The organism is Telluria sp. BA11 (assembly GCF_056680305.1).
In genome coordinates this window covers 1166545-1190745 of record NZ_CM155275.1, presented here as the reverse complement: position 1 = coordinate 1190745, position 24201 = coordinate 1166545, and the positions used below count along the sequence as shown (strand labels likewise).

The 24201-nt window shown below is 64.1% G+C and carries 16 protein-coding genes; all 16 read left to right on the top strand.

What is annotated here, in order from left to right; all coding sequences use genetic code 11:
• The first annotated feature begins 224 nt into the window (after window positions 1-224).
• The 16 genes from AC1MGT_RS05215 to pdeM all read left to right on the top strand — a co-directional run bounded on the left by AC1MGT_RS05215 (window position 225) and on the right by pdeM (window position 24198).
• A complete protein-coding gene (locus AC1MGT_RS05215) occupies window positions 225-2504 on the top strand; it encodes a cyanophycin metabolism-associated ABC transporter (protein ID WP_499503289.1) in 2280 nt (759 codons plus the stop codon).
• The gene (locus AC1MGT_RS05210; RefSeq protein WP_499503288.1) at window positions 2501-2983 is read left to right on the top strand and encodes a cyanophycin metabolism-associated DUF1854 family protein; all 483 of its coding nucleotides are present in this window, start codon (window positions 2501-2503) and stop codon (window positions 2981-2983) included. Before AC1MGT_RS05215 ends, AC1MGT_RS05210 begins: the two co-directional genes overlap by 4 nt.
• 135 nt (window positions 2984-3118) lie before the next feature.
• A complete protein-coding gene (locus AC1MGT_RS05205) occupies window positions 3119-3655 on the top strand; it encodes a pyridoxamine 5'-phosphate oxidase family protein (RefSeq protein ID WP_332531527.1) in 537 nt (178 codons plus the stop codon).
• A gap of 18 nt (window positions 3656-3673) precedes the next feature.
• The gene (locus tag AC1MGT_RS05200; RefSeq protein ID WP_499503287.1) at window positions 3674-4915 is read left to right on the top strand and encodes a glycosyltransferase; all 1242 of its coding nucleotides are present in this window, start codon (window positions 3674-3676) and stop codon (window positions 4913-4915) included.
• Between the two features lie 77 nt (window positions 4916-4992).
• Window positions 4993-7536 carry an excinuclease ABC subunit UvrA gene (locus AC1MGT_RS05195; protein WP_499503286.1) on the top strand — a complete coding sequence of 848 codons (2544 nt, stop codon included), beginning with the start codon at window positions 4993-4995 and terminating at the stop codon, window positions 7534-7536.
• Between the two features lie 154 nt (window positions 7537-7690).
• Complete coding sequence (locus tag AC1MGT_RS05190) at window positions 7691-11203, top strand: response regulator (protein WP_499503285.1); 3513 nt, start codon at window positions 7691-7693, stop codon at window positions 11201-11203.
• A gap of 35 nt (window positions 11204-11238) precedes the next feature.
• Window positions 11239-12030 carry a CheR family methyltransferase gene (locus AC1MGT_RS05185; RefSeq protein ID WP_258835977.1) on the top strand — a complete coding sequence of 264 codons (792 nt, stop codon included), beginning with the start codon at window positions 11239-11241 and terminating at the stop codon, window positions 12028-12030.
• On the top strand, window positions 12027-12632 hold the full coding sequence (locus AC1MGT_RS05180; RefSeq protein WP_499503284.1) for a chemotaxis protein CheB: 606 nt from the start codon (window positions 12027-12029) through the stop codon (window positions 12630-12632). The genes AC1MGT_RS05185 and AC1MGT_RS05180 overlap by 4 nt, the downstream gene beginning before the upstream one ends.
• Entirely contained in the window at window positions 12629-13831 is a 1203-nt protein-coding gene (locus AC1MGT_RS05175; RefSeq protein WP_258835176.1) for a hybrid sensor histidine kinase/response regulator, read from the top strand. Before AC1MGT_RS05180 ends, AC1MGT_RS05175 begins: the two co-directional genes overlap by 4 nt.
• Window positions 13832-13977: 146 nt before the next feature.
• Window positions 13978-14541 carry an alkyl hydroperoxide reductase subunit C gene (gene ahpC / locus AC1MGT_RS05170; protein ID WP_258835175.1) on the top strand — a complete coding sequence of 188 codons (564 nt, stop codon included), beginning with the start codon at window positions 13978-13980 and terminating at the stop codon, window positions 14539-14541.
• A gap of 100 nt (window positions 14542-14641) precedes the next feature.
• Window positions 14642-16216 carry an alkyl hydroperoxide reductase subunit F gene (gene ahpF, locus AC1MGT_RS05165; RefSeq protein ID WP_499503283.1) on the top strand — a complete coding sequence of 525 codons (1575 nt, stop codon included), beginning with the start codon at window positions 14642-14644 and terminating at the stop codon, window positions 16214-16216.
• A gap of 460 nt (window positions 16217-16676) precedes the next feature.
• The gene (locus tag AC1MGT_RS05160; protein WP_499503282.1) at window positions 16677-18383 is read left to right on the top strand and encodes a RecQ family ATP-dependent DNA helicase; all 1707 of its coding nucleotides are present in this window, start codon (window positions 16677-16679) and stop codon (window positions 18381-18383) included.
• An 8-nt stretch (window positions 18384-18391) separates the two neighbouring features.
• On the top strand, window positions 18392-19468 hold the full coding sequence (locus tag AC1MGT_RS05155; RefSeq protein WP_499503281.1) for a ligase-associated DNA damage response exonuclease: 1077 nt from the start codon (window positions 18392-18394) through the stop codon (window positions 19466-19468).
• Entirely contained in the window at window positions 19461-21095 is a 1635-nt protein-coding gene (locus AC1MGT_RS05150) for an ATP-dependent DNA ligase (protein WP_499503280.1), read from the top strand. The genes AC1MGT_RS05155 and AC1MGT_RS05150 overlap by 8 nt, the downstream gene beginning before the upstream one ends.
• Window positions 21092-23551: a ligase-associated DNA damage response DEXH box helicase gene (locus tag AC1MGT_RS05145; protein ID WP_499503279.1), complete on the top strand. Its 2460-nt coding sequence runs from the start codon at window positions 21092-21094 to the stop codon at window positions 23549-23551. The genes AC1MGT_RS05150 and AC1MGT_RS05145 overlap by 4 nt, the downstream gene beginning before the upstream one ends.
• Window positions 23548-24198: a ligase-associated DNA damage response endonuclease PdeM gene (pdeM, locus tag AC1MGT_RS05140; protein ID WP_499503278.1), complete on the top strand. Its 651-nt coding sequence runs from the start codon at window positions 23548-23550 to the stop codon at window positions 24196-24198. Before AC1MGT_RS05145 ends, pdeM begins: the two co-directional genes overlap by 4 nt.
• Window positions 24199-24201 lie beyond the last annotated feature (3 nt).

The following is a 24201-nucleotide window of genomic DNA, read 5'->3' as shown; positions in this document are numbered from 1 at the left end:
CGAAAGGCCGCCAATCGCAGCGCACATCACGCGCTGATCTGATCCAGTTGCGGCTTTTACTTAGCCGCAATATTTTCACCAAAACACATTCCGTGTCATCCAAACGCTGTCCAAAAACGTTCTACCGCTCTGTAGAGCGTTTGATGCTTGGCATAAAAACAATAGCCACACGCTTTACCCATACCGAATCTTTGCCGAATTGAAGCCCGTTTCGGGCGCAAACCATGACAACACAACAACTTGCCAATCCGTCGTCGCTGGCAGCAGCCGCCAATTTCTTGCCTGATCACTGGCAAAATGACGTCGCGAAACAGCTTGCACCAGGGGAAAACGTTTTAAGCAGCGTGGAGGTTGACCTCGATGCGAAATTACATTTCTCAAAAGGATTAATTCTGGTCACGGACCGGCGTTTGCTGGCACGCGCGCCGGGTGAAACGGCGTGGCGCGACTGGCCGTACCGCGAAGGACTGGCGCTGCGCCACCACGACCACGCCGGTGTCGGGCATCTCGAACTGACCGATGCGCATGGCCTCTTGGCCAGCTGGCGCTTCACGCTGGGCCAGAACCTGCACGCCGTGCGCGTGGCCGACCAGTTCCAGGACCAGATGGAAAGCTCGCTGACGGGCGTGGCCATCCAGCCGCCCGAGCAGCACACTTGTCCAAGTTGCAAGGCGCCCCTCGACGCCGACCAGGACGATTGCCCGATCTGCGAGAAAGTGCTGCACACGCCGCCGTCGACGTGGACGCTGTTCCGCCTGTGGCGCTTCGCCAAGCCGTACCAGGGGCAGCTGTTCCTGGGCTTCTTGCTGATGCTGGGTTCGACCGGCGCGCACATGATTCCGCCATACCTGACGATGCCGCTGATGGACAATGTCCTGATCCCGTACCAGAACGGGCAGCAGATCGACACGAGCCTCGTGTATATGTATATGGGCGGCCTGCTGGCTTCGGCCGTACTGGCCTGGGCACTGGGCTGGGCCAAGACCTATGTGCTGGCGCTGGCGTCCGAGCGCATCGGCGCCGATCTGCGCTCGACCACCTATGAGCACCTGATGCGCCTGTCGCTTGAATTTTTCGGCGGCAAGCGCACGGGCGACCTGATGGCGCGTATCGGCAGCGGTTCCGACCGCATCTGCGTGTTCCTGTCGCTGCACCTGCTGGATTTCCTGTCCGATGTCCTGATGATCATCATGACCGGCGTGATCCTGTTCTCGATCAATCCATGGCTGGCCCTCGTGACACTGGCGCCGCTGCCATTCATCGCCTGGATGATCCACCTCGTGCGCGACAAACTGCGCACCGGCTTTGAAAAGATCGACCGCGTGTGGGGCGAGGTGACCAATGTGCTGGCCGACACGATTCCGGGTATCCGCGTCGTGAAGGCATTTGCACAAGAGAAGCGCGAAGCGGCCCGTTTCCGCGAAGCCAACCGGCATAACCTGAACGTCAACGATAAGCTCAACCGCGTGTGGTCGCTGTTCTCGCCAAGCGTGTCGTTCCTGACCGAGCTGGGCCTGCTGGTGATCTGGTGCTTCGGTATCTGGCAAGTCTCGCGCGGCGACATCACGGTCGGTACGCTCACCGCCTTCATCGCCTATAGCGGCCGCTTCTATGTGCGCCTCGATTCGATGAGCCGCATCGTGTCGGTCACGCAAAAGTCAGCGTCGGCCGCCAAGCGCATCTTCGACATTCTCGATCACGTCTCGAGCGTGCCCGATCCGGTCAATCCGGTGAAGGTCACCAAGGTCGAAGGCAATATCGAGCTGCGCGAAGTCGGATTCCGCTACGGCAACCGCGCCGTCAACCGTGGCATTTCGCTGAACATCAAGGCTGGCGAGATGGTGGGCCTGGTCGGTCACAGCGGCTCGGGCAAGAGCACGCTGGTCAACCTGATCTGCCGCTTCTACGACGTGTCCGAAGGCGCGATCCTGCTCGACGGCAAGGATATCCGCTCGTTTGCCGTGGCCGATTACCGCCGCAATATCGGCTTGGTGCTACAGGAACCGTTCCTGTTCTTCGGCACGATTGCCGAGAACATCGCCTACGGCAAGCCGGATGCGTCGCGCGAAGACATCATCGCGTCGGCCAGGGCCGCGCATGCGCACGAGTTCATCCTGCGCCTGCCGCAAGGCTACGATTCGATGGTCGGCGAGCGCGGTCAGGGCCTGTCGGGCGGCGAGCGCCAGCGCATTTCGATTGCGCGCGCGCTGCTGATCGATCCACCGATCCTGATCATGGACGAGGCGACATCGTCAGTGGACTCGGAAACCGAGAAAGAAATCCAGAAAGCGCTCGACAATCTGGTGCAAGGCCGCACGACCATTGCCATTGCCCACCGCCTGTCGACGCTGCACCGCGCCGACCGCCTGGTCGTGCTCGACCGCGGCGTGGTGGTGGAAGAGGGCAGCCACGATGACCTGATGGCGCGCGAAGGCGCGTATCACCGCCTGTACGAAGCGCAAGCGCGCAACGTGGACCAGGACCTGGACGACAAGGACGCATGATGAGTACTGTTTCGACAACCCCGTTCCAGCTACGCCGTAACAGCTTCGGCAAGCTGGTGATCACTCTCGAGACTGGTGAAGAATACGTGGGCATCACGCCCGTGCGTGCTTTCCCGATCCAGGCGCCCACCAAGGGCATTTCGCTCGTGCGCGACGGCGGCAAAGAGGTTGCCTGGATCGACGACCTGGCCACGATGCCCGAGGATATCCGCACACTCGTCAGCGATGAAATCGGCGGGCGCGAGTTCATCCCCGAGATCATCAATATCAAGGATGTGTCGAGCTTTGCCACGCCGTGCACCTGGTATGTGACGACCGACCGGGGCGATACCGAGTTCGTGCTCAAGCTCGACGAGGATATTCGCCGCATTGGCGAAGCGTCACTGCTGGTGGCCGACAGTCACGGCATCAACTTCCTGGTGCGCGACATGTTCAAGATCGACAAGCACAGCCGCAAGATCCTCGATCGCTTCCTGTAACGGGCAGGGCGTCCCCGCTTTGACCCGTCAGCGGGGGCATGTGCTTCCATCCGTTCGTCGGCCCACATACCGCCGCTCTAGATAACGTTACAGTTGTCTCATCGGCCACACGGCCTTCGCTAACAGGAGACGACCATGGATTCCATCAACCGCAACCAGCCCGAAGAAAACCGCCGCGACCTGGCAGGCGCTGAAGCCATCGAACGCATCAAGGACATCATCGACGATGCGGAAACCGGCTTCTTCATCACCGGCGGCGGCACGGGCGACAGCCGCGGCGTGCGCCCGATGAGCGTGCGCGAGACCGACGACAACGGCGCCATCTGGTACCTGGGCGCAATCGACAGCCACACGAACCAGGAACTGCAGGCCAACCCGACCGTCAAACTGTTCTTCCAGGCAGGCGAAAACGCCGGCTTCCTCGAACTCGACGGCCACGCCGAAGTCTCGCAGGACAAGGCCCGCATCAAGCAGCTGTGGGAGCCGCTGCTGAAAACCTGGTTCACCGAAGGCGAAGACGACCCGCGCATCATCGTGATCAAGGTGACCCCGAAGTCCGGTTATTATTGGGATAACAAGCACGGCGGTATCGTCGCCGGCGCAAAGATGGCGATCGGCGCCGTGATCGGCAAGACGCTGGATGATTCCATTGAAGGCACGCTGACCTTCTAAACCAGGAAGGGCGGGCCCATGCATGTAATCCTGGTGACGATGGGCTCGGCCGGGGACCTGTTCCCGTTCCTGTGGATCGGGCGCGCCCTGCGCGAGCGCGGGCACCGTGTCGATTTTCTCGGCCCCGACCTGCATGCACTGTATGTCGATGCGGCTGGCCTGACCTTTCACGGGTTGCCGGCCGATCCGGCCGTGCTCGACCATCCCGATCTGTGGCATCCCACCCGTGGCCTTGCCGTGGTGTGGGACGCAACGCGACCGGCGATGGCGCAATTGCCTGCCATGGTGGCGGCGCTCGACAGCGGCAAGGACACCCTGCTGCTCGTGCACCCGCTGGCCCTGCCCGAAGCTGACCTGTGCCGTCTTAACCGGCCTAGCCTGCGCATTGCGGCAACCTGGCTGGCGCCATCGAACCTTCCTACCGTACACGATCCGCTGCTGCTGGGGCCCTGGCCCGTGCCGACCTGGGTGCCGCATGGCGTGCGTCGCTGGTTGTGGCGCACGCTCGCCGCACGCTTCATCGATCCGGTCGCCTTGCCGGGCCTGAACGCGGCGCGTGCAGAGCGGGGATTGCCCCGGGTGCGCAGCCTGATCGACTACATCCACACCATTCCCGACCTGTCGCTGGCGCTGTTTCCCGACTGGTTTGCCGCGCCCGTATCAGATTGGCCGCAACCGCTGTATCAGGCCGGCTTTCCCCTCTACGATCCCGACCCCGATGCTGCGCCAAGCGCCACGCTGCGGGCGTTTCTCGCTGCAGGCGCGCCACCGGTCGTGTTCACGCCAGGCACCGGTAACCGGCAGGCGGGGCGCTATTTCGAAGCGGCGGCGCAAGCCGTCGCGCAGCTGGGCTTGCGGGCGATTTTCCTGACGCCGCACCGCGAGCAGCTACCCGGCTCGCTGCCGCCATCCATCTGCTGGCAAGACTATGTGCCGCTCAAGGCGTTGCTGCCGCATGTTGCGGCGCTGGTCCACCACGGTGGCATTGGCACGACGGCCGAAGCGCTGCGCGCCGGCACGCCGCAACTGGTGGTGCCGCTCGCGCACGATCAGTTCGATAATGCGGCAAGGGTGATGGCGCTGGGGGCCGGCGCCAGCCTGCACGCCAGGCGCGTCACACCGGCCAGGATGGCGACCGCGCTGCAGCAGGTTGTCACGGGCCCGGTAGTATTGCAAGCGGCGGCAGTGGCTGCCCGATTCACCACGCCGGACCGGCTCGATGCGCTCTGTCGTCGGTTGGAAGACCTGGCGCACGCTTGAGCCGATTGTTGGTAAGCGCACCGACACCTTTGCCATAAAGGCGTCCAATGGCGTATCTAGAATATGCCGGAGGGCAGATGCCCAGCAAGAAAACCACCCCCCAGAACGCTGCCGAAGACGGCTTCGTCCATGTCCGCGGCGCCCGCGAACACAATCTGAAAAACGTCAGCCTCGATATCCCGCGCGGACAACTTGTCGTGTTTACGGGCGTCTCGGGTTCAGGTAAATCATCGCTCGCTTTCGGCACGCTGTACGCCGAGGCCCAGCGCCGCTACCTCGAATCGGTCTCGCCCTATGCGCGGCGCCTGTTCCACCAGATGCCGGTGCCCGAGGTCGACACGATCGAAGGCTTGCCGCCGGCCGTCGCGCTGCAGCAGCAGCGTGGCACGCCCACAGCCCGCTCGTCGGTTGGCAGCGTCAGCACGTTGTCCAATTCGCTGCGTATGCTGTATTCGCGCGCGGGCGATTATCCGGCCGGGCAAGAGCTGCTGTACGCCGAATCGTTTTCGCCCAACACGCCGCAGGGCGCCTGCCCGCGCTGTTCGGGGATGGGGCGCGTGTTCGAGGTGACCGAGCAATCAATGGTCCCAGACGACAGCCTGACGATCCGCGAACGGGCGATCGCCGCCTGGCCGCCGGCCTGGCATGGCCAGAACCTGCGCGACGTCCTGGTCACGCTGGGTTACGACGTCGACACCCCGTGGCGCGACCTGCCGAAGAAAGACCGCGACTGGATCCTGTACACCGACGAAAGCCCGAGCGTGCCCGTGTACGCGGGCCTGACGCCCGCAGAAACCCGCGCCGCGCTCAAGCGCAAGGATACGCCCAGCTACCAGGGCACGTTCACCGGCGTGCGGCGCTACGTGATGCAGACCTTTGCCAATACCGAAAGCGCGTCGATGAAAAAGCGCGTGGCGCGCTACATGGTCAGCACCGCGTGTCCGGAATGCGAAGGCAAGCGCCTGCGGCGCGAGTCGCTGTCGGTGACCTTTGCCGGCATGGACATCGCCGAACTCTCGCGCCTGCCGCTGGCGCGCCTGGCCGAGCTGCTGGCGCCGTACACGCACGCGACGAGCAAGGTCGAGAAAGGTTTGCACGCCGAGCAGCTGATCGTGCGCCGGCGCATTGCCGACGACCTGTCGGCGCGCATCGAGGTGCTGCTGGCGCTGGGTCTCGGCTACCTGGCGCTCGATCGCAGCACGCCGAGCCTGTCGCCGGGCGAGCTGCAGCGCCTGCGCCTGGCCACGCAAGTGCGTTCCAGCCTGTTCGGCGTCGTCTACGTGCTCGATGAGCCGTCGGCCGGCCTGCATCCGGCCGATGCCGAAGCGCTGCTCGACGCGCTGGCGCAACTCAAAGCCGCGGGCAATTCGCTGTTTGTCGTCGAACACGCGCTGGACGTGATCCGCCAGGCCGACTGGATCGTCGACGTCGGCCCGCTGGCTGGCGAGCGCGGTGGCCAGGTGCTTTACAGCGGCGTGCCGGACGGCTTGCGCGACATCGAAGCATCGCAGACGCGGCGTTACCTGTTCGGCGAAGCGGCCCTGGCGCCGCGCACGCTGCGCGAACCGACAGGCTGGCTCAAGCTCGAAGGCGTACGCCGCAACAATCTGCAGGATCTCGCCGTCGCGTTCCCGCTGGGCGTCCTCACGAGCGTCACGGGCGTGTCGGGCTCGGGTAAATCGAGCCTCGTCAGCCAGGTGCTGGTCGAACTGGTCGGCGCAGCCCTGGGGCAGAGCAGTGCCGTGGCCGAAGAGCAGTCCGACGAGCCGGACCTGGAGCGCGACGAAGCCTTGCCGCTGGAAGGGCGCATCGTGGCCGGCATGGAGGGCGTGCGGCGCCTGGTGCGGGTCGACCAGAAGCCGATCGGGCGCACGCCGCGCTCGAACCTGGCCACCTACACGGGCCTGTTCGACCAAGTGCGCAAGCTGTTTGCGGCCACGCCGGATGCGAAGAAACGGCGTTTCGACGCCGGCCGCTTCTCGTTCAACGTCGCCAAGGGCCGCTGCGAACACTGCGCGGGTGAAGGCTTCGTGATGGTCGAGCTGTTATTCCTGCCAAGCGTGTACGCGCCATGCCCGACCTGCGATGGCGCGCGCTACAACGCGCAGACGCTCGAAGTGACCTATCGTGGCAAGAACATCGCCGAGGTCCTGGGCATGACGGTGGGCGAGGCAATCACCTTCTTCAAGGACGAGGCGCTGGTCGAGCGCTCGCTGGAAGTGCTGAACGAGGTCGGGCTGGATTATCTGCGCCTGGGTCAGCCGGCCACCGAGCTGTCGGGCGGCGAGGCGCAGCGCATCAAGCTGGCGTCGGAGCTGCAGCGCGCCACACGCGGCAATGCGCTGTATGTGCTGGACGAGCCGACCACCGGCCTGCACCCGGTCGATGCCGACCGCCTGATGGTGCAGCTGAACCGCCTGGTCGATGCCGGCAACACGGTGATCGTGGTCGAACACACGATGCGCGTGGTTGCCGGCAGCGACTGGGTGATCGATGTCGGTCCCGGCGCGGGCGATCTGGGCGGCAACATCGTGGTCGCCGGGCCGCCGCACGATGTCGCGCGCAACAAGAAAAGCCGCACCGCGCAGTACCTGAAGCCGCATCTGGGCGAGGCCAGGTAGCACGCGAAGCGGTGCGCCCAGAGCGTATCCATTTTGCTAAGATTACGGATGTTGTGCACGGTCGCGCTTTGGCACGACCGTGCGCATTTCGTGTGGGCGCAATGTCACGTTTGCGTTACACTTGGGATATTTTTTTTCTAACAGAACAACAGGCATGCCCGGTCCAAACATCGACAACAGCGCGTTTCGCCGCATCCTTTCCCGCAATGTCGCGCTGCCGCTAGGCATGAGCATTGTCAGTGCGGTCGTGTTCGTGGGCATCATCGCGTACCTGATCAATAACCTGACCTGGGTCGAGCATTCCCAGAAGGTGATCGGCAACGCGCACGAGATCCGCAAGCTGTCGGCCGAGATGGAAGCCGGCATGCGCGGCTATCTGCTGGCGGGCGATGAAGAATTCCTGACGCCGTACCTGCTGTCGGCGCAGCGGATGGGCAGCAGCCTCGATACGCTGGAAGATCTGGTCAAGGACAATGGCGCGCAGGCCGAGCGCATCAAGCGCATTTCGCAGGTCCAGAAGCAATGGGAAGCGTTTGCCGACGAGATGATCGCGCGGCGCCGGGCCAATGACCTGGCCTACATCGATGCGGTCAGAAGCGGCCGCGGCCGGCTTCTCACCGACGAGATGCGCCGCAATTTCGACCTGATGCTGGCGGCCGAAGCCCGGCTGCTGCAGGAGCGCAGCGACAATGCGCGCAACACGACCTTCTGGTCGGTGGCGCTGTTCCTGCTGCTCTCGGCGCTGGTGGGCGGCGGTCTGGCCATCTTCGGCCGACGCCAGTTGATGACGCTGTCCAATACCTATAACGAAGTGCTGGGCCACGAAGCCGAGCACAATGAAAAACTGCGCCACCAGGAGTGGCTGCGTACCGGTCAGAACGAACTGACCGTGCGCAGCGCCGGCATCCACCACCTCGAGCCGCTGGCTGAGGCGGTGCTGCCGTACGTCGTCAAGTACCTCGACGGTGTCGTGGGTGCGATGTACGTGCGCAGCGAAGACGGCGTGCTGCGCCGCATCGGCGCGTATGGCTTCAACCACACCCCGTCCGAACGCGCCGAATTCATCCAGCCTGGCGCGTCCCTGGCAAGCCAGGCGGCGCAGGAAAACCGCCTCATGGTGCTGGACGAACTGCCGCCCGGCTACATGAAGGTCGGCTCGAGCCTGGGCGAGACTCCCCCGCGCGCGCTGATCATTGCGCCGTTCTACAACCATGGCAAGGTCAAGGGCGTGTTCGAGATCGCCTTCCTGCGTCCGGTGGAACTGCGCGATCGCGAATTCCTCGGCTTCATCGCGCAGGCGGTGGGCGCGGCCATGGCGGCCGTGCTGTATCGCCAGCGCCTGCAGGATTCGCTCGAAGAAAGCCAGACGCTCAACGAAGAGCTGCAAGTCCAGCAGGAAGAGCTGCGCACCGCCAACGAAGAGCTCGAAGAGCAGTCGCGCGCGCTCGAAGAATCGCAGTCGGCGCTCGAAAACCAGCAGGCCGAGCTGCGCACCACCAACGACCAGCTGGCCGAGCAGGCCCTGAACCTGGACATGAAGAATTCGGCGCTGCAGTCGGCGCAGGAGCAGTTGCAGCAGCGCGCCGTGGAACTGGAAAGCGCCAGCCGCTACAAGTCCGAGTTCCTGGCCAATATGTCGCACGAACTGCGCACGCCGCTGAACAGCTCGCTGATCCTGGCCAAGCTGCTGTCCGACAATACGCCGGGCAACCTGAGCGACGAGCAGGTGCGCTTCGCGCAAACCATCTATTCGGCCGGCAACGACCTGCTGCACCTGATTAACGACATTCTGGATATCTCGAAGGTCGAGGCAGGCAAGCTCGAACTGGTGCCCGAAGACGTGCCGGTGCGGCGTGTCGTCGAAGGCCTGGCGCGCACGTTCGAGCCGCTCGCGCGCCAGAAGTCGCTCGAGTTCCGCATCGACGTGGCACCCGACGTGCCGGCAGCGATCAACACCGACCGCCAGCGCATGGAGCAGATCCTCAAGAATCTGCTGTCGAACGCCGTCAAGTTCACCGATGCGGGCGCCGTCACATTGTCGGTGCTTACCACCACCGATGGCGCCGTGGCGTTCCGCGTGCAGGACAGCGGGATCGGCATCGCACCCGACCAGCAGGACAAGATTTTCGACGCCTTCCACCAGGCCGACGGCACCACCAGCCGCCGCTTTGGTGGCACGGGGCTGGGCCTGTCGATTTCGCGCGACCTCACGCGCCTGCTGGGCGGCGGCATTTCCGTGTCGAGCGCGCCAAACGAGGGCAGTGTGTTTACGCTGACGCTGCCGCGCGGCTTGCCGGATTCGCCGATCCCTTCCGCCTCGTCGATGTCGGCCCCGACCGAGACCAGCGCACAGCCGCACTACGCGCCGGCCCCGGTCGTCCGCTCGGCTGCACCAGCGCCTGCACCGGCGCCAGCGCCTGCGCCGGCCGTGACCGACCATTACGAAAGCTTCCCGGATGACCGGGATCGCCCGGCCGATGGCCGCCGCAGCGTGCTGGTGGTCGAGGACGAAATGGCGTTTGCGCGCATCCTGTACGACCTGGCGCGCGAGCTCGATTACCGCTGCCTGGTGGCGATGAGCGCCGAAGAAGGCCTGGCGCTGGCCATCAGCCAGCGGCCCGACGCCGTGCTGCTCGACGTGCGCCTGCCCGACCGCTCGGGCCTGACCGTGCTGCAGCAACTCAAGGACAACCCGGCCACGCGCCACATCCCGGTGCACATCATTTCCAGCATCGAGAACGGCGGCGAGGCGCTGCACCTGGGCGCGATTGGTTATGCGCTCAAGCCTGCAAGCCGCGAAGAACTCGAAGAAGTGTTCCGCAAGCTGCAAGAGAAGTCGGCGCAGAAGATCAAGCGTGTGCTGCTGGTCGAGGACGACGAGCGCCAGCGCGAAAGCGTCGTGGCGCTGATCGCCGACGACGACGTGCAGATCTCGGCGGTGGGCACGGCCAACGAAGCGCTCAATCTGCTGCGCGCCGAGATCTTTGACTGCATGGTCATCGACCTGAAGCTGCCCGACATGCAGGGCGGCGAGCTGCTCGAGCGCATGTCGCATGAAGAGCTGTGCTCGTTCCCGCCCGTGATTGTCTACACGGGCCGCAACCTGACGCGCGATGAAGAAGCGCAGCTGCTGCGCTACTCGCGCTCGATCATCATCAAGGGCGCCCGCTCGCCCGAGCGCCTGCTCGACGAAGTCACGCTGTTCCTGCACAAGGTCGAATCAGAACTATCGACCGAACGCCAGAGCATGCTCAAGGCCGTGCGCGGTCGCGATCGCGTGTTCGAAGGCCGCACGATCCTGCTGGTGGACGACGACGTGCGCAATGTGTTCGCACTGACCGCGGCGCTCGAACAGCGCGGCGCGAAGGTCGAAGTGGGCCGCAACGGCTTCGAAGCGATTGCAAAACTCGATGAAGTGCCGGGCATCGACCTGGTGCTGATGGACATCATGATGCCGGGGATGGACGGCATGGAAGCGACGCGCCGCATCCGCGCCGACGGCCGCTTCGACCGCCTCCCGATCATCGCCATCACGGCCAAGGCGATGAAGGACGACCAGGAACAATGCCTGGCCGCCGGCGCCAACGATTACCTGGCCAAGCCGATTGACCTGTCCCGCCTGTACTCCCTGTTGCGGGTCTGGATGCCGACCCTGGAGCGCATTTGAGCCATACGCCGAGCGACTTCGACATCGAGCTGCGGATGCTCGTCGAAGCCGTCTACCTGAAATACAACTATGACTTCCGCGACTACACCGGCGCGTCGCAAAAGCGCCGCGTGCTGGTGGCCATGCGCGAGATGGGGTGCAATACCGTCTCGGAGCTGCAGTCGCGCGTGCTGCACGATCCGAACGGCTTTGCCCAGCTGCTGCAATACCTGACGATTCCCGTCACCGAAATGTTCCGCGACCCGGAGTACTTCAGGGCGGTGCGCGAGCAGGTGGCGCCGTTCCTCAAGACCTACCCGTCGCTCAAGATCTGGGTGGCCGGCTGCAGCACGGGTGAAGAAGTCTATTCGCTGGCGATCCTGCTGAAAGAAGAAGGGCTGCTCGAGCGCAGCATCATCTACGCGACCGACATCAATCCGAAGTCCCTTGAGACGGCGCGGCGCGGCGTGTACCCGATCGACCGCATGCGGCTGTACACCGAGAATTACCAGAAGTCCGGCGGCAAGGCCGCGTTTTCGGACTATTACACGGCGGCCTACGGCGGCGCGCTGTTCGAGCGCAGCCTGATCGAGAACGTGACCTTCGCCGACCACAGCCTGTCGACCGACACCGTGTTTTCGGAAACGCACTTCGTCAGCTGCCGCAACGTGCTGATCTACTTTAACCGCACGCTGCAGGACCGCGTGTTCGGGCTGTTTCATGAATCGCTGTGCTACCGGGGCTTTCTGGGCCTGGGCAGCAAGGAAAGCATCGACTTTTCCAGCTACGCCGGGCGCTTCGAACCGCTGGCGCGGCGGGAGCGGGTGTATCGCAAGGCCGTGCCATGACCCTGAACGAACGGGTGGCGGCGGCGCTGGGCAAGCGGCGCATCGAGCTGGTGTTGATTGGCGGCTCGGCTGGCGGCGTCGATGCGCTGCTGAGCTTATTGCCGTCGCTGCAGCCGGGCTATACGCCAGCCGTGGTCTGCATCCTGCATGTGCCGGGCGACCGCGAAAGCCGGCTGGCCGAACTGTTCGATGCGCGCGTGATGCTCCCGGTGCGCGAAGCGCGCGACAAGGCCCCGATCGAACCGGGTGTCGTGTATTTTGCCGGCTCGGGGTACCATCTGTCGATCGAGCAGGACCGCAGCTTTTCGCTCAGCTGCGAAGCGCCTGTCCAGTACGCCCGGCCGTCGATTGATGTCCTGATGGAATCGACCGCCAGTGTGTATGGACCGGCAATGACAGGTATACTATTGACCGGCGCCAACTTTGACGGCGCCGAAGGGATGTGCAGTATCCGCGAACACGGCGGACTGACCATTGTCCAGGATCCTGAAGAAGCGCACGCCAGTACGATGCCGAGAGAAGCCATCCGGCGCTGCGCACCACACCTGGTGTTGCCGCTGGCCGATATTCGCGCCGCGCTGCCCCTGTTGGAGACCCCATGAGCGCCCATGAATTAAGCAAAATCCTGATCGTCGATGACTTGCCCGAGAACCTGCAGGCCCTCGAGGCGCTGCTGCGCCACGACCAGCGCGTGATTCACCAGGCCAATTCCGGCGACGCCGCACTGGCCTTGCTGCTCGAGCACGAATTTGCGCTGGCCATCCTCGATGTGCAGATGCCGGGCATGAACGGCTTCGAACTGGCCGAGGTGATGCGCTCGACGTCGCGCACGCGCCATATTCCGATCGTCTTTGTCTCGGCGGCCGGGCGCGAGCTCGACTACGCCTTCAAGGGCTATGAAAACGGCGCGGTCGACTTTCTCTACAAGCCGATCGACCCGGGCGCGGTGCGCAGCAAGGTCGCCGTGTTCGTCGCGCTCGACCAGCAGCGCCGCGAGACACGGCGCCAGATGTTGGCGCTCGAGCGCAGCCGGCAAGAGCAGGAAACCTTGCTGCGCGAGCTGAACCAAACCCAGCAGGAGCTGCAGCGCTCGCTCAAGATGCGCGACGAATTCATGTCGCTCGTCGCCCATGAGCTGCGCACGCCGCTCAATACGCTGTTCCTCGAAACCCAGATGCGCAGCCTGCAGATCAAGCGCGGCAATGCAGCCGCGTTCGCGCCGCAGCAGATGGAAGCGATGGTCCAGCGCGACGAGCGCCAGATCAAGTCGATGATCCGCCTGATCGACGACATGCTGGATGTCTCGCGCATGCGCAGTGGCAAGCTGTCGATCCGCCCGACCCAGGTGCAGTTGATGAGTTTACTGGAACGGATCGTCAGCGACCTGTCGCTGCAGGCGGCCACGACGGGCAGTTCGCTGACCTTGCAGCCGCACGATCCCGTCAGTGGCTGCTGGGACGAGTTCCGCGTCGAGCAGGTGATCGTCAACCTGCTGACCAATGCGCTGCGCTATGGCGGCGGCCAGCCGGTGCAAGTGAGTGTCGAGCAGATGGGGGAGTGCGTACGCATCGACGTGCGCGACGGCGGCAAGGGCATCGCGCCGGGCGACCTCGAGCGCATCTTCGAGCCGTACGAACGGGGCGCCCGCAACGGCGAGCCGAAGGGCCTGGGGCTGGGCCTGTATATTTCGCGCCAGCTGGCGATCTCGCACAGCGGCGAGCTGCGGGTCACGAGCAGCCCCGGTGAAGGCTCGACCTTCAGCCTGATGTTGCCGTGCACCGCAGTGCCGGTCTGTGCCTGACGGCATCGCCATGGGCCAACCGGCATGCTGTCGTCGGCGCGATAGCCAAAATCAATCAACAGTATCCAATCAATCAATTTCCCAAAAGACGAGCTGAGCGGTACACTGCTTGTCATACGTTTCATCCACCACAAACAGGAGAATACATGTCCCTTATCAATACCCAGATCAAACCGTTCAAAGCCACCGCCTACGCGAATGGCAAATTCATCGACCTGACCGAAGAAAACTTCAAGGGTACCTGGTCGGTGGTGATGTTCTACCCGGCCGACTTCACCTTCGTCTGCCCAACCGAACTGGAAGATCTGGCCTCGTTCCAGCCTGAATTCGAAAAGCTGGGCGTGAACGTGTACGGCGTCTCGACCGACAGCCACTTCGCTCACAAGGCATGGCACGACACCTCGGACGCGATCAAGAAAGTGAACTACCCGCTGATCGGCGACCCGACCGGCACCCTGTCGCGCAACTTTGAAGTCATGATCGAAGAAGAAGGCATGGCACTGCGCGGTACCTTCGTCATCAATCCAGAAGGCCAGATCAAGGTCATGGAAGTGCATGACAACGGCATCGGCCGTGACGCATCGGAACTGATGCGCAAAGTCAAAGCTGCCCAGTACGTCGCTGCTCACCCAGGCGAAGTCTGCCCGGCCAAGTGGACCGAAGGCGCTGAGACCCTGACCCCATCGCTGGACCTGGTCGGCAAGATCTAAGTAACACGGTAGTCTGGTAGCCCCCTGACCGGGCCGCTGCGGCGGCCCGGTGCTTTTACTGCCCTCCATTTATTGATTCAAAGAGTTTAAGGAAACCATCATGCTTGACGCGACCCTCAAGAAACAGTTGCAAGCCTATCTGGAAAAAGTGGTGCAGCCGATCGAGCTGGTTGCATCCTTGGATGATTCGCCGAAAGCGCGCGAAATGGACGAGCTGCTGCGTGAAATCGCAGAGCTGAGCAACAAGATCACCGTGCGCCAGGAAGCCAACGAGCGCACCCCGTCGTTCGCGATCAACCGCGTCGGCACCGATGTCGGCGTGCGTTTCGCCGGTATTCCGCTGGGCCATGAATTTACCTCCCTCGTGCTGGCGCTGCTGCACGTGGGTGGCCACACCATCAAGCTGGAGCAGGCGGTCATCGACCAGATCGCTGCTCTGGATGGTGACTATGTCTTTGAAACCTACATCTCGCTGTCGTGCCATAACTGCCCGGAAGTCGTGCAGGCACTGAACACGATGTCGGTGATTAACCCGCGCATCAAGGTCGTGACGATCGATGGCGGTGTCTTCAAGCAGGAAGTTGAAAGCAAGCAGATCCTTGCCGTGCCGATGATGTTCCTGAATGGCCAGCATTTCGGCCAAGGCCGCACCAGCGTCGAAGAGATCCTGTCAAAAATCGACGTGAGCGGCGGCGCCAAAAAAGCGGCTGCACTGAGCGAGAAAGAAGCCTTTGACGTGCTGATCGTCGGCGGTGGCCCTGCCGGCGCGGCTGCGGCAATCTACGCCGCTCGCAAGGGCATCCGTACCGGCGTGCTGGCCGATCGTTTCGGCGGCCAGGTGCTCGATACGCTGGCGATCGAGAACTATGTATCGCTCAAGGCAACCGATGGCCCGAAGTTCGCCGTCGCGCTGGAAGAGCACGTCAAGGATTACGACGTCGACATCATGAACACGCAGCGCGCCAGCAAAGTCGTGGGCGGCAGCCTGATCGAAGTCCACACCGAGAGCGGTGCGGTCCTGAAATCGAAATCGGTGATCATTGCCACTGGCGCCCGCTGGCGCGAGATCAATGTGCCGGGCGAAAAAGAGTACAAGAACCACGGCGTCGCGTACTGCCCGCACTGCGACGGTCCGCTGTTCAAGGGCAAGCGCGTGTCGGTGATTGGCGGCGGTAACTCGGGCGTGGAAGCGGCGATCGACCTGGCCGGCCTCGTCAAGGAAGTCACGCTGATCGAATTCGGTAATGAATTGCGCGCCGATGCAGTCCTGCAGCGCAAGCTGACCTCGCTGCCGAACGTGAAGGTGATCAAATCGGCGCAGACCACCGAGATCCACGGTGACGGCAAGATTGTCAACGGCCTGAGCTACAAGGATCGCAACACCGGCGCGATCCACCGGATCGACCTGGAAGGCGTGTTCGTGCAGATCGGCCTGATCCCGAACTCGGAATTCCTGAAGGGTTCGATTGATCTGTCGGCACACGGCGAAATCGAAGTCGATGCCCGTGGCCACACCTCGATGCCAGGCGTGTTTGCCGCCGGCGACGTGACGACGGTGCCGTTCAAGCAGATCGTGATTGCAGTGGGTGAGGGTGCGAAAGCATCGCTGGCAGCCTTTGACTACCTGATCCGCCAGCCGGTGGAACTCGAAGAGGATGAGCAGAAAGCTGCTTGATGAAGCGCGGGCCGAAAGGCCCGCCGCAGAAGAAGTTGGAGCGAGCCGAAAGGCTTGCTCGCAATGACAATGAACGCCGTCTTCCCAGTGGAAGATGGCGTTTTTTATTTAGTGCAGCGAGAACAGTACGGTCGAGGCGATGGCGCCGGACTCCAGCAAGAACCAGGTGGCAGCGCTGGCGAGGGCCAGATGGACGGCAGTCCAGGTCATTGGGTGGCGGCGCATGGTGAATCTCCTGGGTGGTGGCAGTACTGTGAATGTGGATCACATCTTAAGTCGCCAATCGGGCCCTGGGCATCGGTAAATACTCCGTCGTTCTGTAGGACTAAACCTTCTTGAGAATTTGTGTCGCACAATTGAGATCTAATCGACAATATTTTCAGAAGGTGGCGCTCCTACGCGGTAAGTAGGTGGCGTCCTATAGTCGGGTCGGGGCCGTCAACCTACAGTCGATATCACCATGACACGACACGACCCCACCCTCATGCACCGCGGCCTCATGGCCGTGCGCCGCAACTCCATCCAGCGACTTCTCGACGGTGTCTTTGGCATCGCCAAGCTGCGCGACGGCCAGCAACGCGTGATCGACAGCGTCCTTGATGGCAAGGACACGCTGGCGATCATGCCCACGGGTGGCGGCAAATCGCTGTGCTACCAGATCCCGGCCAAGATGCTCGAAGGGATTACGGTGGTCGTCTCGCCGCTGATCTCGCTGATGAAAGACCAGCTCGAGAAGCTCGAAGAGATCGGCGTGCGCGCGGTGCAGGTCAACAGCTGCCTGAACGCCGAAGAAGAACATGCGGCGATCGCGGCCATCGAGCAGGAAACCTGCGAGATCGTGTTCTGCACGCCAGAGCGCATGGTCTCGCCCGAGTTCATTGCGACGCTGCAGAAGGTTACGCTCGACATCGTCGTCATCGACGAGGCGCACTGCATCTCGCAGTGGGGCCATGATTTCCGCCCGGCCTATATCGGCCTGGGCGCTGCCATTGAAGCGATCGGCCGCCCGCCGGTGCTGGCGCTGACGGCCACTGCCACGGACGAAGTCGTCGCCGACATCAACAAGCAGCTGGGCCGCAAGCTCAATGTCATCAACACCGGCGTGTACCGCCCGAACCTGCACTATGCGGTCCAGCAGGTCACGAGCGTGGCCGAGAAGTACCAGGCCGCGCTGCGCCTGGTGCAGGCCTCCGAAGGGGTCGGCATCGTCTACGCGGCCACCGTCAAAGCGGCGGAAGACATGCTCGCCGTGCTGGAAGAGGCGGGCGAGTCGGTCACGATTTACCACGGCAAGCTGCCGGCCGCCGAGCGCAAGCAAAACCAGGACCTGTTCATGGACGGCGAACGCCGCGTGATGGTCGCGACCAACGCGTTCGGCATGGGCATCGACAAGTGCGATACCCGCTTCGTGATCCACCTGCAGATTCCGCCAAATCTTGAATCGTATTACCAGGAATCCGGCCGCGCCGGGCGCGACGGTCTGGACGCCACTTGCACGCTGCTGTACCTGCGGGACGACAAGCGCCTGCAGCAGTTTTTCCTGATGAAGCACTACCCGTGCGCGCAGGAGCTGCAACTGGTGCATTGCACCGTGCGTGGACTGGGCGACGATGGCCCGGTGACGCTGGCGCGCCTCGAAGAAGCATTGGAAGACCTGGCCGACTCGAGCATCAAGGTCTGTATCAAGCTGCTCAAGGATGCCAAGCTGATTCGCCAGAATCGCAAGCTCGAATACATCGCCTCCAGTGCTGATCCAAAGCCCGGCATCTTCGACAAGCTCGCTGCCGTGTACGTCCAGAAGCAGGAGCACGACAAGCACGCGCTCGAACAGATGGTTGGCTACGCTGTCAGCGGCTTCTGCCGCTGGAAGCTGATCCTCGACTATTTCGACGACAAGGTGGCCGGCTTCCAGAACTGCTGCAAGTGCGACAACTGCCTGAATCCCCCTGCGCTGTCGCTGACCGAAGGCATTGAAATTCGTGACGACGAGTTCGATCACGAGCCCGTGGCCGAGGTACCGGCACCGAAGTTCGTCGTCGGCGCGCGTGCCTGCTCGGCCAAGTATGGCGAAGGTGTCGTGACTGCCGTCGCCGGCGACCAGATCACGCTCGATTTTGCCGATGGAGAAAGCCGGACCTTCATGGTCGACTTCCTCACCCCGGCGTAAGGATGGCCATGGGAGACATGGTCGTTGTCCGCAAGGAGGGCCTGTACTGCGTACCGGGTGATTTCTATATCGATCCATGGCGCCCGGTGCCGCGCGCCGTGATCACGCATGCGCATGGCGACCACGCGCGCGTCGGTCACGGCCACTACCTGGCCGCTGCGCCCGGTATCGGCGTACTCAAGTCGCGCCTGGGCGACATCACGGTCGACGCGATGGAATACGGCCAGTCGGTCACCCACAACGGCGTGAAGATTTCGCTGCATCCGGCCGGTCACGTGCTGGGTTCCGCTCAGGTGCGCATGGAATGCGGCGGCGAAGTCTGGGTTGCATCGGGCGACTACAAGGTCGAGCCGGACAAAACCTGCGCGCCATTCGAACCGGTGCGCTGCGACACGTTCATCACCGAATCGACCTTCGGCCTGCCGATCTACCGCTGGCAGCCCGAGGCCGAGCTGATGGCCGAGATCAACGCCTGGTGGCGCAAGAACGCGGACGAGGGGCGTTGCAGCGTCGTGTTCGCGTATTCGTTCGGCAAGGCGCAGCGCATCCTGGCCGGGCTTGATGCGAGCATCGGCACGATTGTCTGCCACGGGTCGGTCGAGCCGCTCAACCGCGCCTATCGCGCCGAAGGTGTCGACATTCCACCGACCGTGCTCGTTGCCGAGGTCGAAAAGGCACTGCTGCGGCGCGCGATGGTGATCGCGCCGCCATCGGCCAGTGGCTCCACCTGGATGAAGCGCTTCGGCGACTACAGCGATGCCTTCGCCAGCGGCTGGATGTTGCTGCGCGGCGCGCGCCGCCGGCGTGGCGTCGATCGCGGCTTCGTGCTGTCCGACCACGCCGATTGGCCAGGGCTGATGAGCGCCATCAAGGCCACCGAAGCCGAGCGCGTGATCGTCACGCACGGCTCGATTCCCACGCTCGTGCGCTGGTTGAACCAGAACGGGCTGGAGGCGTCCGGCTTCGAGACTGAATACGGCGACGAGGAGGCAGGCGAGGCTGCCTCGGATGGTGTGCCAAAGGAATCGGCTGCGCCCGAGGAACCGGTAGTGCCAGAGAAGCTGGCAGGAGCGGCCGATGCGTGAATTCGCCCGCCTGTACGCCGACCTCGACGAAACCACGTCGACCACACGCAAGCTCGAAGCACTGCAGGCATATTTTTCCAATGCCGCGCCCGAGAACGCCGCCTGGGCCGTGTACTTTCTGGCCGGCGGCAAGCCGCGCCAGGCGGTGCCGACCAAACTGCTGCGCCAGTACGCCATCGAGTACGCCGTGCTGGACGAGTGGCTGTTCGATGAATCGTATGCGGCCGTGGGCGACTTTGCCGAAACCATCGCGCACATCCTGCCACCACCGACCGAACGCTCCGACGTTGGCCTGGCTGAGTGGATGGAAGAGCGGATCGGCCCGTTGCGCGGCGCCGATCCGGGCCGCATCCGCGAGGCCCTGTTTGGCTACTGGAATGAGCTCGACTGGCGCGAGCGCTTCCTGCTCGTCAAGCTGATTGGCGGCGGTTTCCGCGTGGGCGTCTCGCGTCTGCTCGTCACGCGCGCGCTGGCGGCGATTGCGGCAGTGGACAGCAAACTCATTGCCCAGCGCCTGATGGGTTGGACCGACGGCCGTGTGAAACCGACGGCGGCCGGCTTCCTGCAACTGATCGCCGAGCAGTCGGCCGAAGAACACCAGCTGCGCGGCGGCCAGCCGTATCCATTCTTCCTGTCGCACCAGCTGGCGGCCGAACCGGCGACGCTGGGCGAGCCGGCCGACTGGATCGTCGAATGGAAGTACGACGGCATCCGCGCGCAACTCGTGCGGCGCGACGGCCAGAGTTTCCTGTGGTCGCGCGGCGAAGATCTGATCACCGAACGTTTCCCCGAGTTGGCCGCAGCGCGCCTGCCGGACGGCATGGTGCTCGATGGCGAAGTGCTGATCTGGCAGCCCGATGCGGCGATGCCGTCGCCATTCGCCGACCTGCAAAAACGTATCGGCCGCAAGACCTTGTCCGCCAAACTGCTGGCCGAACTGCCGGCAGTGCTGTGCTGCTATGACCTGCTTGAACTCGACGGTGTGGATTTACGCGCCTTGCCGCAGCACGAGCGGCGCGCGCTGCTGGAAGTCGAAGTGGCCAAGCTCGACCAGCGCCAGTTGCGTCTGTCGCCGGTGGTCGAGGCGGACAGCTGGGAAGCGCTGGCCGAGCTGCGCGCCGGCTCGCGCGCCCGCAGCGTCGAAGGCATGATGCTCAAGGCGCGCACGTCGCAGTATGGCGTCGGACGTACGAAGGATGTCGGCACCTGGTGGAAGTGGAAAATCGATCCGTATGCCATCGATGCGGTGCTGCTGTATGCGCAGCCGGGCAGCGGGCGGCGCGCGTCGCTGTATACCGACTACACGTTCGCCGTGTGGGACGGGGAGGGTGAGGAGCGCAAGCTGGTGCCGTTCGCGAAAGCGTATTCGGGCCTGACCGATGCCGAGATCGGGCAGGTAGATAATGTCATCCGGCGCACGACCATCGAGAAGTTCGGGCCGGTGCGGTCGGTGAAACCGACGATGGTGTTCGAGATCGGCTTTGAGGGCATTGCGCTCTCGCCGCGCCACAAGGCCGGCATTGCCGTGCGCTTTCCCCGCATCCTGCGCCGGCGCACCGACAAACCCGTCGAGGAAGCCGATACGCTCGACACGCTCAAGGGTTTGCTGGAGGCGGCCACGGCATGAGTCGCAATGAAGTCAAGGATCGGGTCGACGCATGGTTCGCCGGGCGTGGCTGGACGGTGTTCCCGTTCCAGCGCAATGTCTGGAAGGCGGCGCTCAAGGGCGAATCGGGGCTGCTGCATGCGAACACCGGCGCCGGCAAGACGTTCGCCGTCTGGTTCGCGGCGCTGCAGCGCGCGGGCCTTGCATCCGGGCGCAACAAGGCCGGCTTGCGGGTCCTGTGGATCACGCCGATGCGGGCGCTCGCGGCCGATACGCAACGCGCGCTCGAAGACTCTGCCGCCGAGCTGATGCCCGAGTGGCGCATCGGCGCGCGCACCGGCGACACGAAAGCCAGCGAGCGGGCGCGCCAGACGCGCAGCATGCCGGCCACCCTGGTGACGACGCCCGAAAGCCTGACGCTCATGATCAGCAACGCGGCGGCGCCCGAGCAGTTCCGCAATCTCGACATGATCATCGTCGACGAGTGGCACGAACTGATGGGCAGCAAGCGCGGCGTGCAGGTGCAGCTGGCGCTCGCGCGGCTGCGGCGCTGGCGGCCCGAGCTCCTGGTCTGGGGCGTGTCGGCGACGATGGGCAACCTTGACCTGGCGCGCCAGGTGCTGCTTGGCGCGGATGCGGGCGTCCTGGTCGAGGGCGACACGCGCAAGAAGATCGTCGTGGACTGCCTGATCCCCGAAAATGTCTCGCGCTTTCCATGGGGTGGCCACCTGGGCCTGCAGATGCTGCAGCCCGTGATCGACGAGATTGAAAAACACGAGGCGACGCTCGTGTTTACCAACACCCGTTCGCAGTCCGAGATCTGGTACCAGAACATCCTCGAGGCGCGACCCGACTGGGCCGGCGTGATCGCGCTGCATCACGGCTCGCTCGATCGCGAGGTGCGCGAATGGGTGGAACTTGGCCTGAAAAGCGGCATCCTCAAGGCCGTCATCTGCACCGCGAGCCTGGACCTGGGCGTGGACTTTCTGCCGGTCGAGCGCGTGCTGCAGATCGGCAGTGCCAAGGGCGTGGCGCGCCTGCTGCAGCGCGCTGGCCGCAGCGGCCACGCGCCGGGGCGCGTCTCACGCGTGACGCTGGTGCCGACCAACAGCCTCGAATTGCTCGAAGCTGCGGGCGCGCGCAAGGCAGTGGCGGCGCGCCGCATCGAGGGCCGCTACGTGCCCAACAAGCCGTTCGACGTGCTGGTCCAGCACATCGTGACGGTGGCGCTGGGTGGCGGTTTTCGCTCCGACGAACTGTATGACGAAGTGCGCCAGGCCTGGTCATACCGGCATCTGACGCAGGAAGAATGGCAATGGGCGCTCGACTTTGTCGCGCGCGGTGGCCAGAGCCTGACCGTGTATCCCGAATACCGGCGCGTGCTGCCGGACGAGGAGGGCGTGTACCGCGTGCCGGACGCCGCGATCGGCCGCCGGCACCGCATGAGCATCGGCACCATTATGTCCGATGCGACGATCCAGGTGAAGTACATGTCGGGCGGGCGCATCGGCAGCGTCGAAGAGTCGTTCATCTCGCGCCTCAAACCCGGCGACCGTTTCCTGTTCGGCGGACGCATCCTCGAATTCGTGCGCGTCCATGAGTTGACGGCGTTCGTACGGCGCGCCACCGGCACGCGCGGCGCCATCGCGCGCTGGCAGGGTGCCAAGATGCCGATGTCGAATGAGCTGGCGCACGCGGCACTGGAAGAACTGCGGCTGGCCGACGCGGGCGTGTTCGACGGCCCCGAGATGCGCGCGCTGGCGCCGCTGATCGAGATCCAGCAGCGCTGGTCGGCGCTGCCCACCAGCGAAACGCTGGTGCTCGAATCGATGAAGAGCCGCGAAGGGTATCACCTGTTCGTGTACCCGTTCGCGGGGCGCTCGGTGCACATGGGGCTGGCCTCGCTGATGGCGTTTCGCGTCGGGCGCGTGCAGCCGATCACGTTCTCGATTGCCATCAACGACTATGGCTTCGAGCTGATGTCGCCCGAGCCGGTGGACTGGGCAGGCATGTTCGCCGCGTCCACTGGAGCGGGCGTGGCGCTGTTCGACACCGAGCGCCTGCTCGAAGACGTGATCGACAGCCTGAATGCGACGCAGTTGTCGCAGCAGCGCTTTCGCGAAGTCGCGCGCATCGCGGGACTCGTGTTCCAGGGCTATCCGGGCCAGCCGAAATCGAACCGGCAGTTGCAGGCGTCGTCGTCGCTGTTCTTCGAGGTGTTTCGCAAGCACGACGCCGGCAATCTGCTGCTCACGCAGGCCGAGCGCGAAGTGATGGAACAGGAGCTGGAACTGACGCGCCTGCGCGACACGCTGCTCGAGCTGCACGCGCGCCGGGTGGCGTACCGCGAGGTCAAGCGCGCCACGCCGTTCGGCTTTGCGCTGATGGTCGAGCGCTTCCGCGAAAAGGTCAGCACCGAGAAATTGAGCGACCGCGTCGCGCGCATGGTGCGCGAACTCGAAAAGGCGGCCGCATGACCCATGCAACCATCCAGGTGGCAGGCGAGACGCTGCTGCTGTTGCCCGAGAAGGCCGTCTACTGGCCCGCGCAGCGCATGCTGATCGTGGCCGATATCCACTTCGGCAAGGCGGCCGCGTTTCGCTCGCTGGGCGTGCCCGTGCCGCGTGGGACCACGTCGGAAAACCTGGCAGGCCTGGACGCGCTGGTTGCCCAGCACGATGCGCGCCACGTTGCGTTCCTCGGCGACTTCCTGCATGCGCGCGCCGCCCATGCCAGTTCGACCCAGCTGGCGATGCTGGCCTGGCGCGGGCGCCACCCCGACCTGGCCTTGACGCTCGTGCGCGGCAATCACGACCTGCACGCGGGTGATCCGTCCGATGCGCTGGGCATTGAGCTGGTCGACGAGCCGCATGCGATCGGGCCGTTTGCGTTCTGCCACCATCCGGGTGTCGATGCGGCGGGCTATGGCCTGGCAGGCCACGTGCATCCGGTGTACGTGCTGGCCACGCGCTTCGATGCGCTGCGCCTGCCGTGCTTTGTCGTCGGCACGCAGGGCCTGCTCCTGCCATCGTTCGGCGCGTTCACGGGTGGTCATGCAGTTAAACCGGGGCCGGGCGACCGGATTTACGTGACCTCGGGCGACATGGTGCACGGCGTCGGCTAGCAG

Coding starts and splice junctions, on each gene's coding strand:
- AC1MGT_RS05215 (WP_499503289.1), top strand. CDS start 225: ATGACAACACAACAACTTGCCAATCCGTCGTCGCTGGCAGCAGCCGCC.
- AC1MGT_RS05210 (WP_499503288.1), top strand. CDS start 2,501: ATGATGAGTACTGTTTCGACAACCCCGTTCCAGCTACGCCGTAACAGC.
- AC1MGT_RS05205 (WP_332531527.1), top strand. CDS start 3,119: ATGGATTCCATCAACCGCAACCAGCCCGAAGAAAACCGCCGCGACCTG.
- AC1MGT_RS05200 (WP_499503287.1), top strand. CDS start 3,674: ATGCATGTAATCCTGGTGACGATGGGCTCGGCCGGGGACCTGTTCCCG.
- AC1MGT_RS05195 (WP_499503286.1), top strand. CDS start 4,993: ATGCCCAGCAAGAAAACCACCCCCCAGAACGCTGCCGAAGACGGCTTC.
- AC1MGT_RS05190 (WP_499503285.1), top strand. CDS start 7,691: ATGCCCGGTCCAAACATCGACAACAGCGCGTTTCGCCGCATCCTTTCC.
- AC1MGT_RS05185 (WP_258835977.1), top strand. CDS start 11,239: ATGCTCGTCGAAGCCGTCTACCTGAAATACAACTATGACTTCCGCGAC.
- AC1MGT_RS05180 (WP_499503284.1), top strand. CDS start 12,027: ATGACCCTGAACGAACGGGTGGCGGCGGCGCTGGGCAAGCGGCGCATC.
- AC1MGT_RS05175 (WP_258835176.1), top strand. CDS start 12,629: ATGAGCGCCCATGAATTAAGCAAAATCCTGATCGTCGATGACTTGCCC.
- ahpC (WP_258835175.1), top strand. CDS start 13,978: ATGTCCCTTATCAATACCCAGATCAAACCGTTCAAAGCCACCGCCTAC.
- ahpF (WP_499503283.1), top strand. CDS start 14,642: ATGCTTGACGCGACCCTCAAGAAACAGTTGCAAGCCTATCTGGAAAAA.
- AC1MGT_RS05160 (WP_499503282.1), top strand. CDS start 16,677: ATGACACGACACGACCCCACCCTCATGCACCGCGGCCTCATGGCCGTG.
- AC1MGT_RS05155 (WP_499503281.1), top strand. CDS start 18,392: ATGGGAGACATGGTCGTTGTCCGCAAGGAGGGCCTGTACTGCGTACCG.
- AC1MGT_RS05150 (WP_499503280.1), top strand. CDS start 19,461: ATGCGTGAATTCGCCCGCCTGTACGCCGACCTCGACGAAACCACGTCG.
- AC1MGT_RS05145 (WP_499503279.1), top strand. CDS start 21,092: ATGAGTCGCAATGAAGTCAAGGATCGGGTCGACGCATGGTTCGCCGGG.
- pdeM (WP_499503278.1), top strand. CDS start 23,548: ATGACCCATGCAACCATCCAGGTGGCAGGCGAGACGCTGCTGCTGTTG.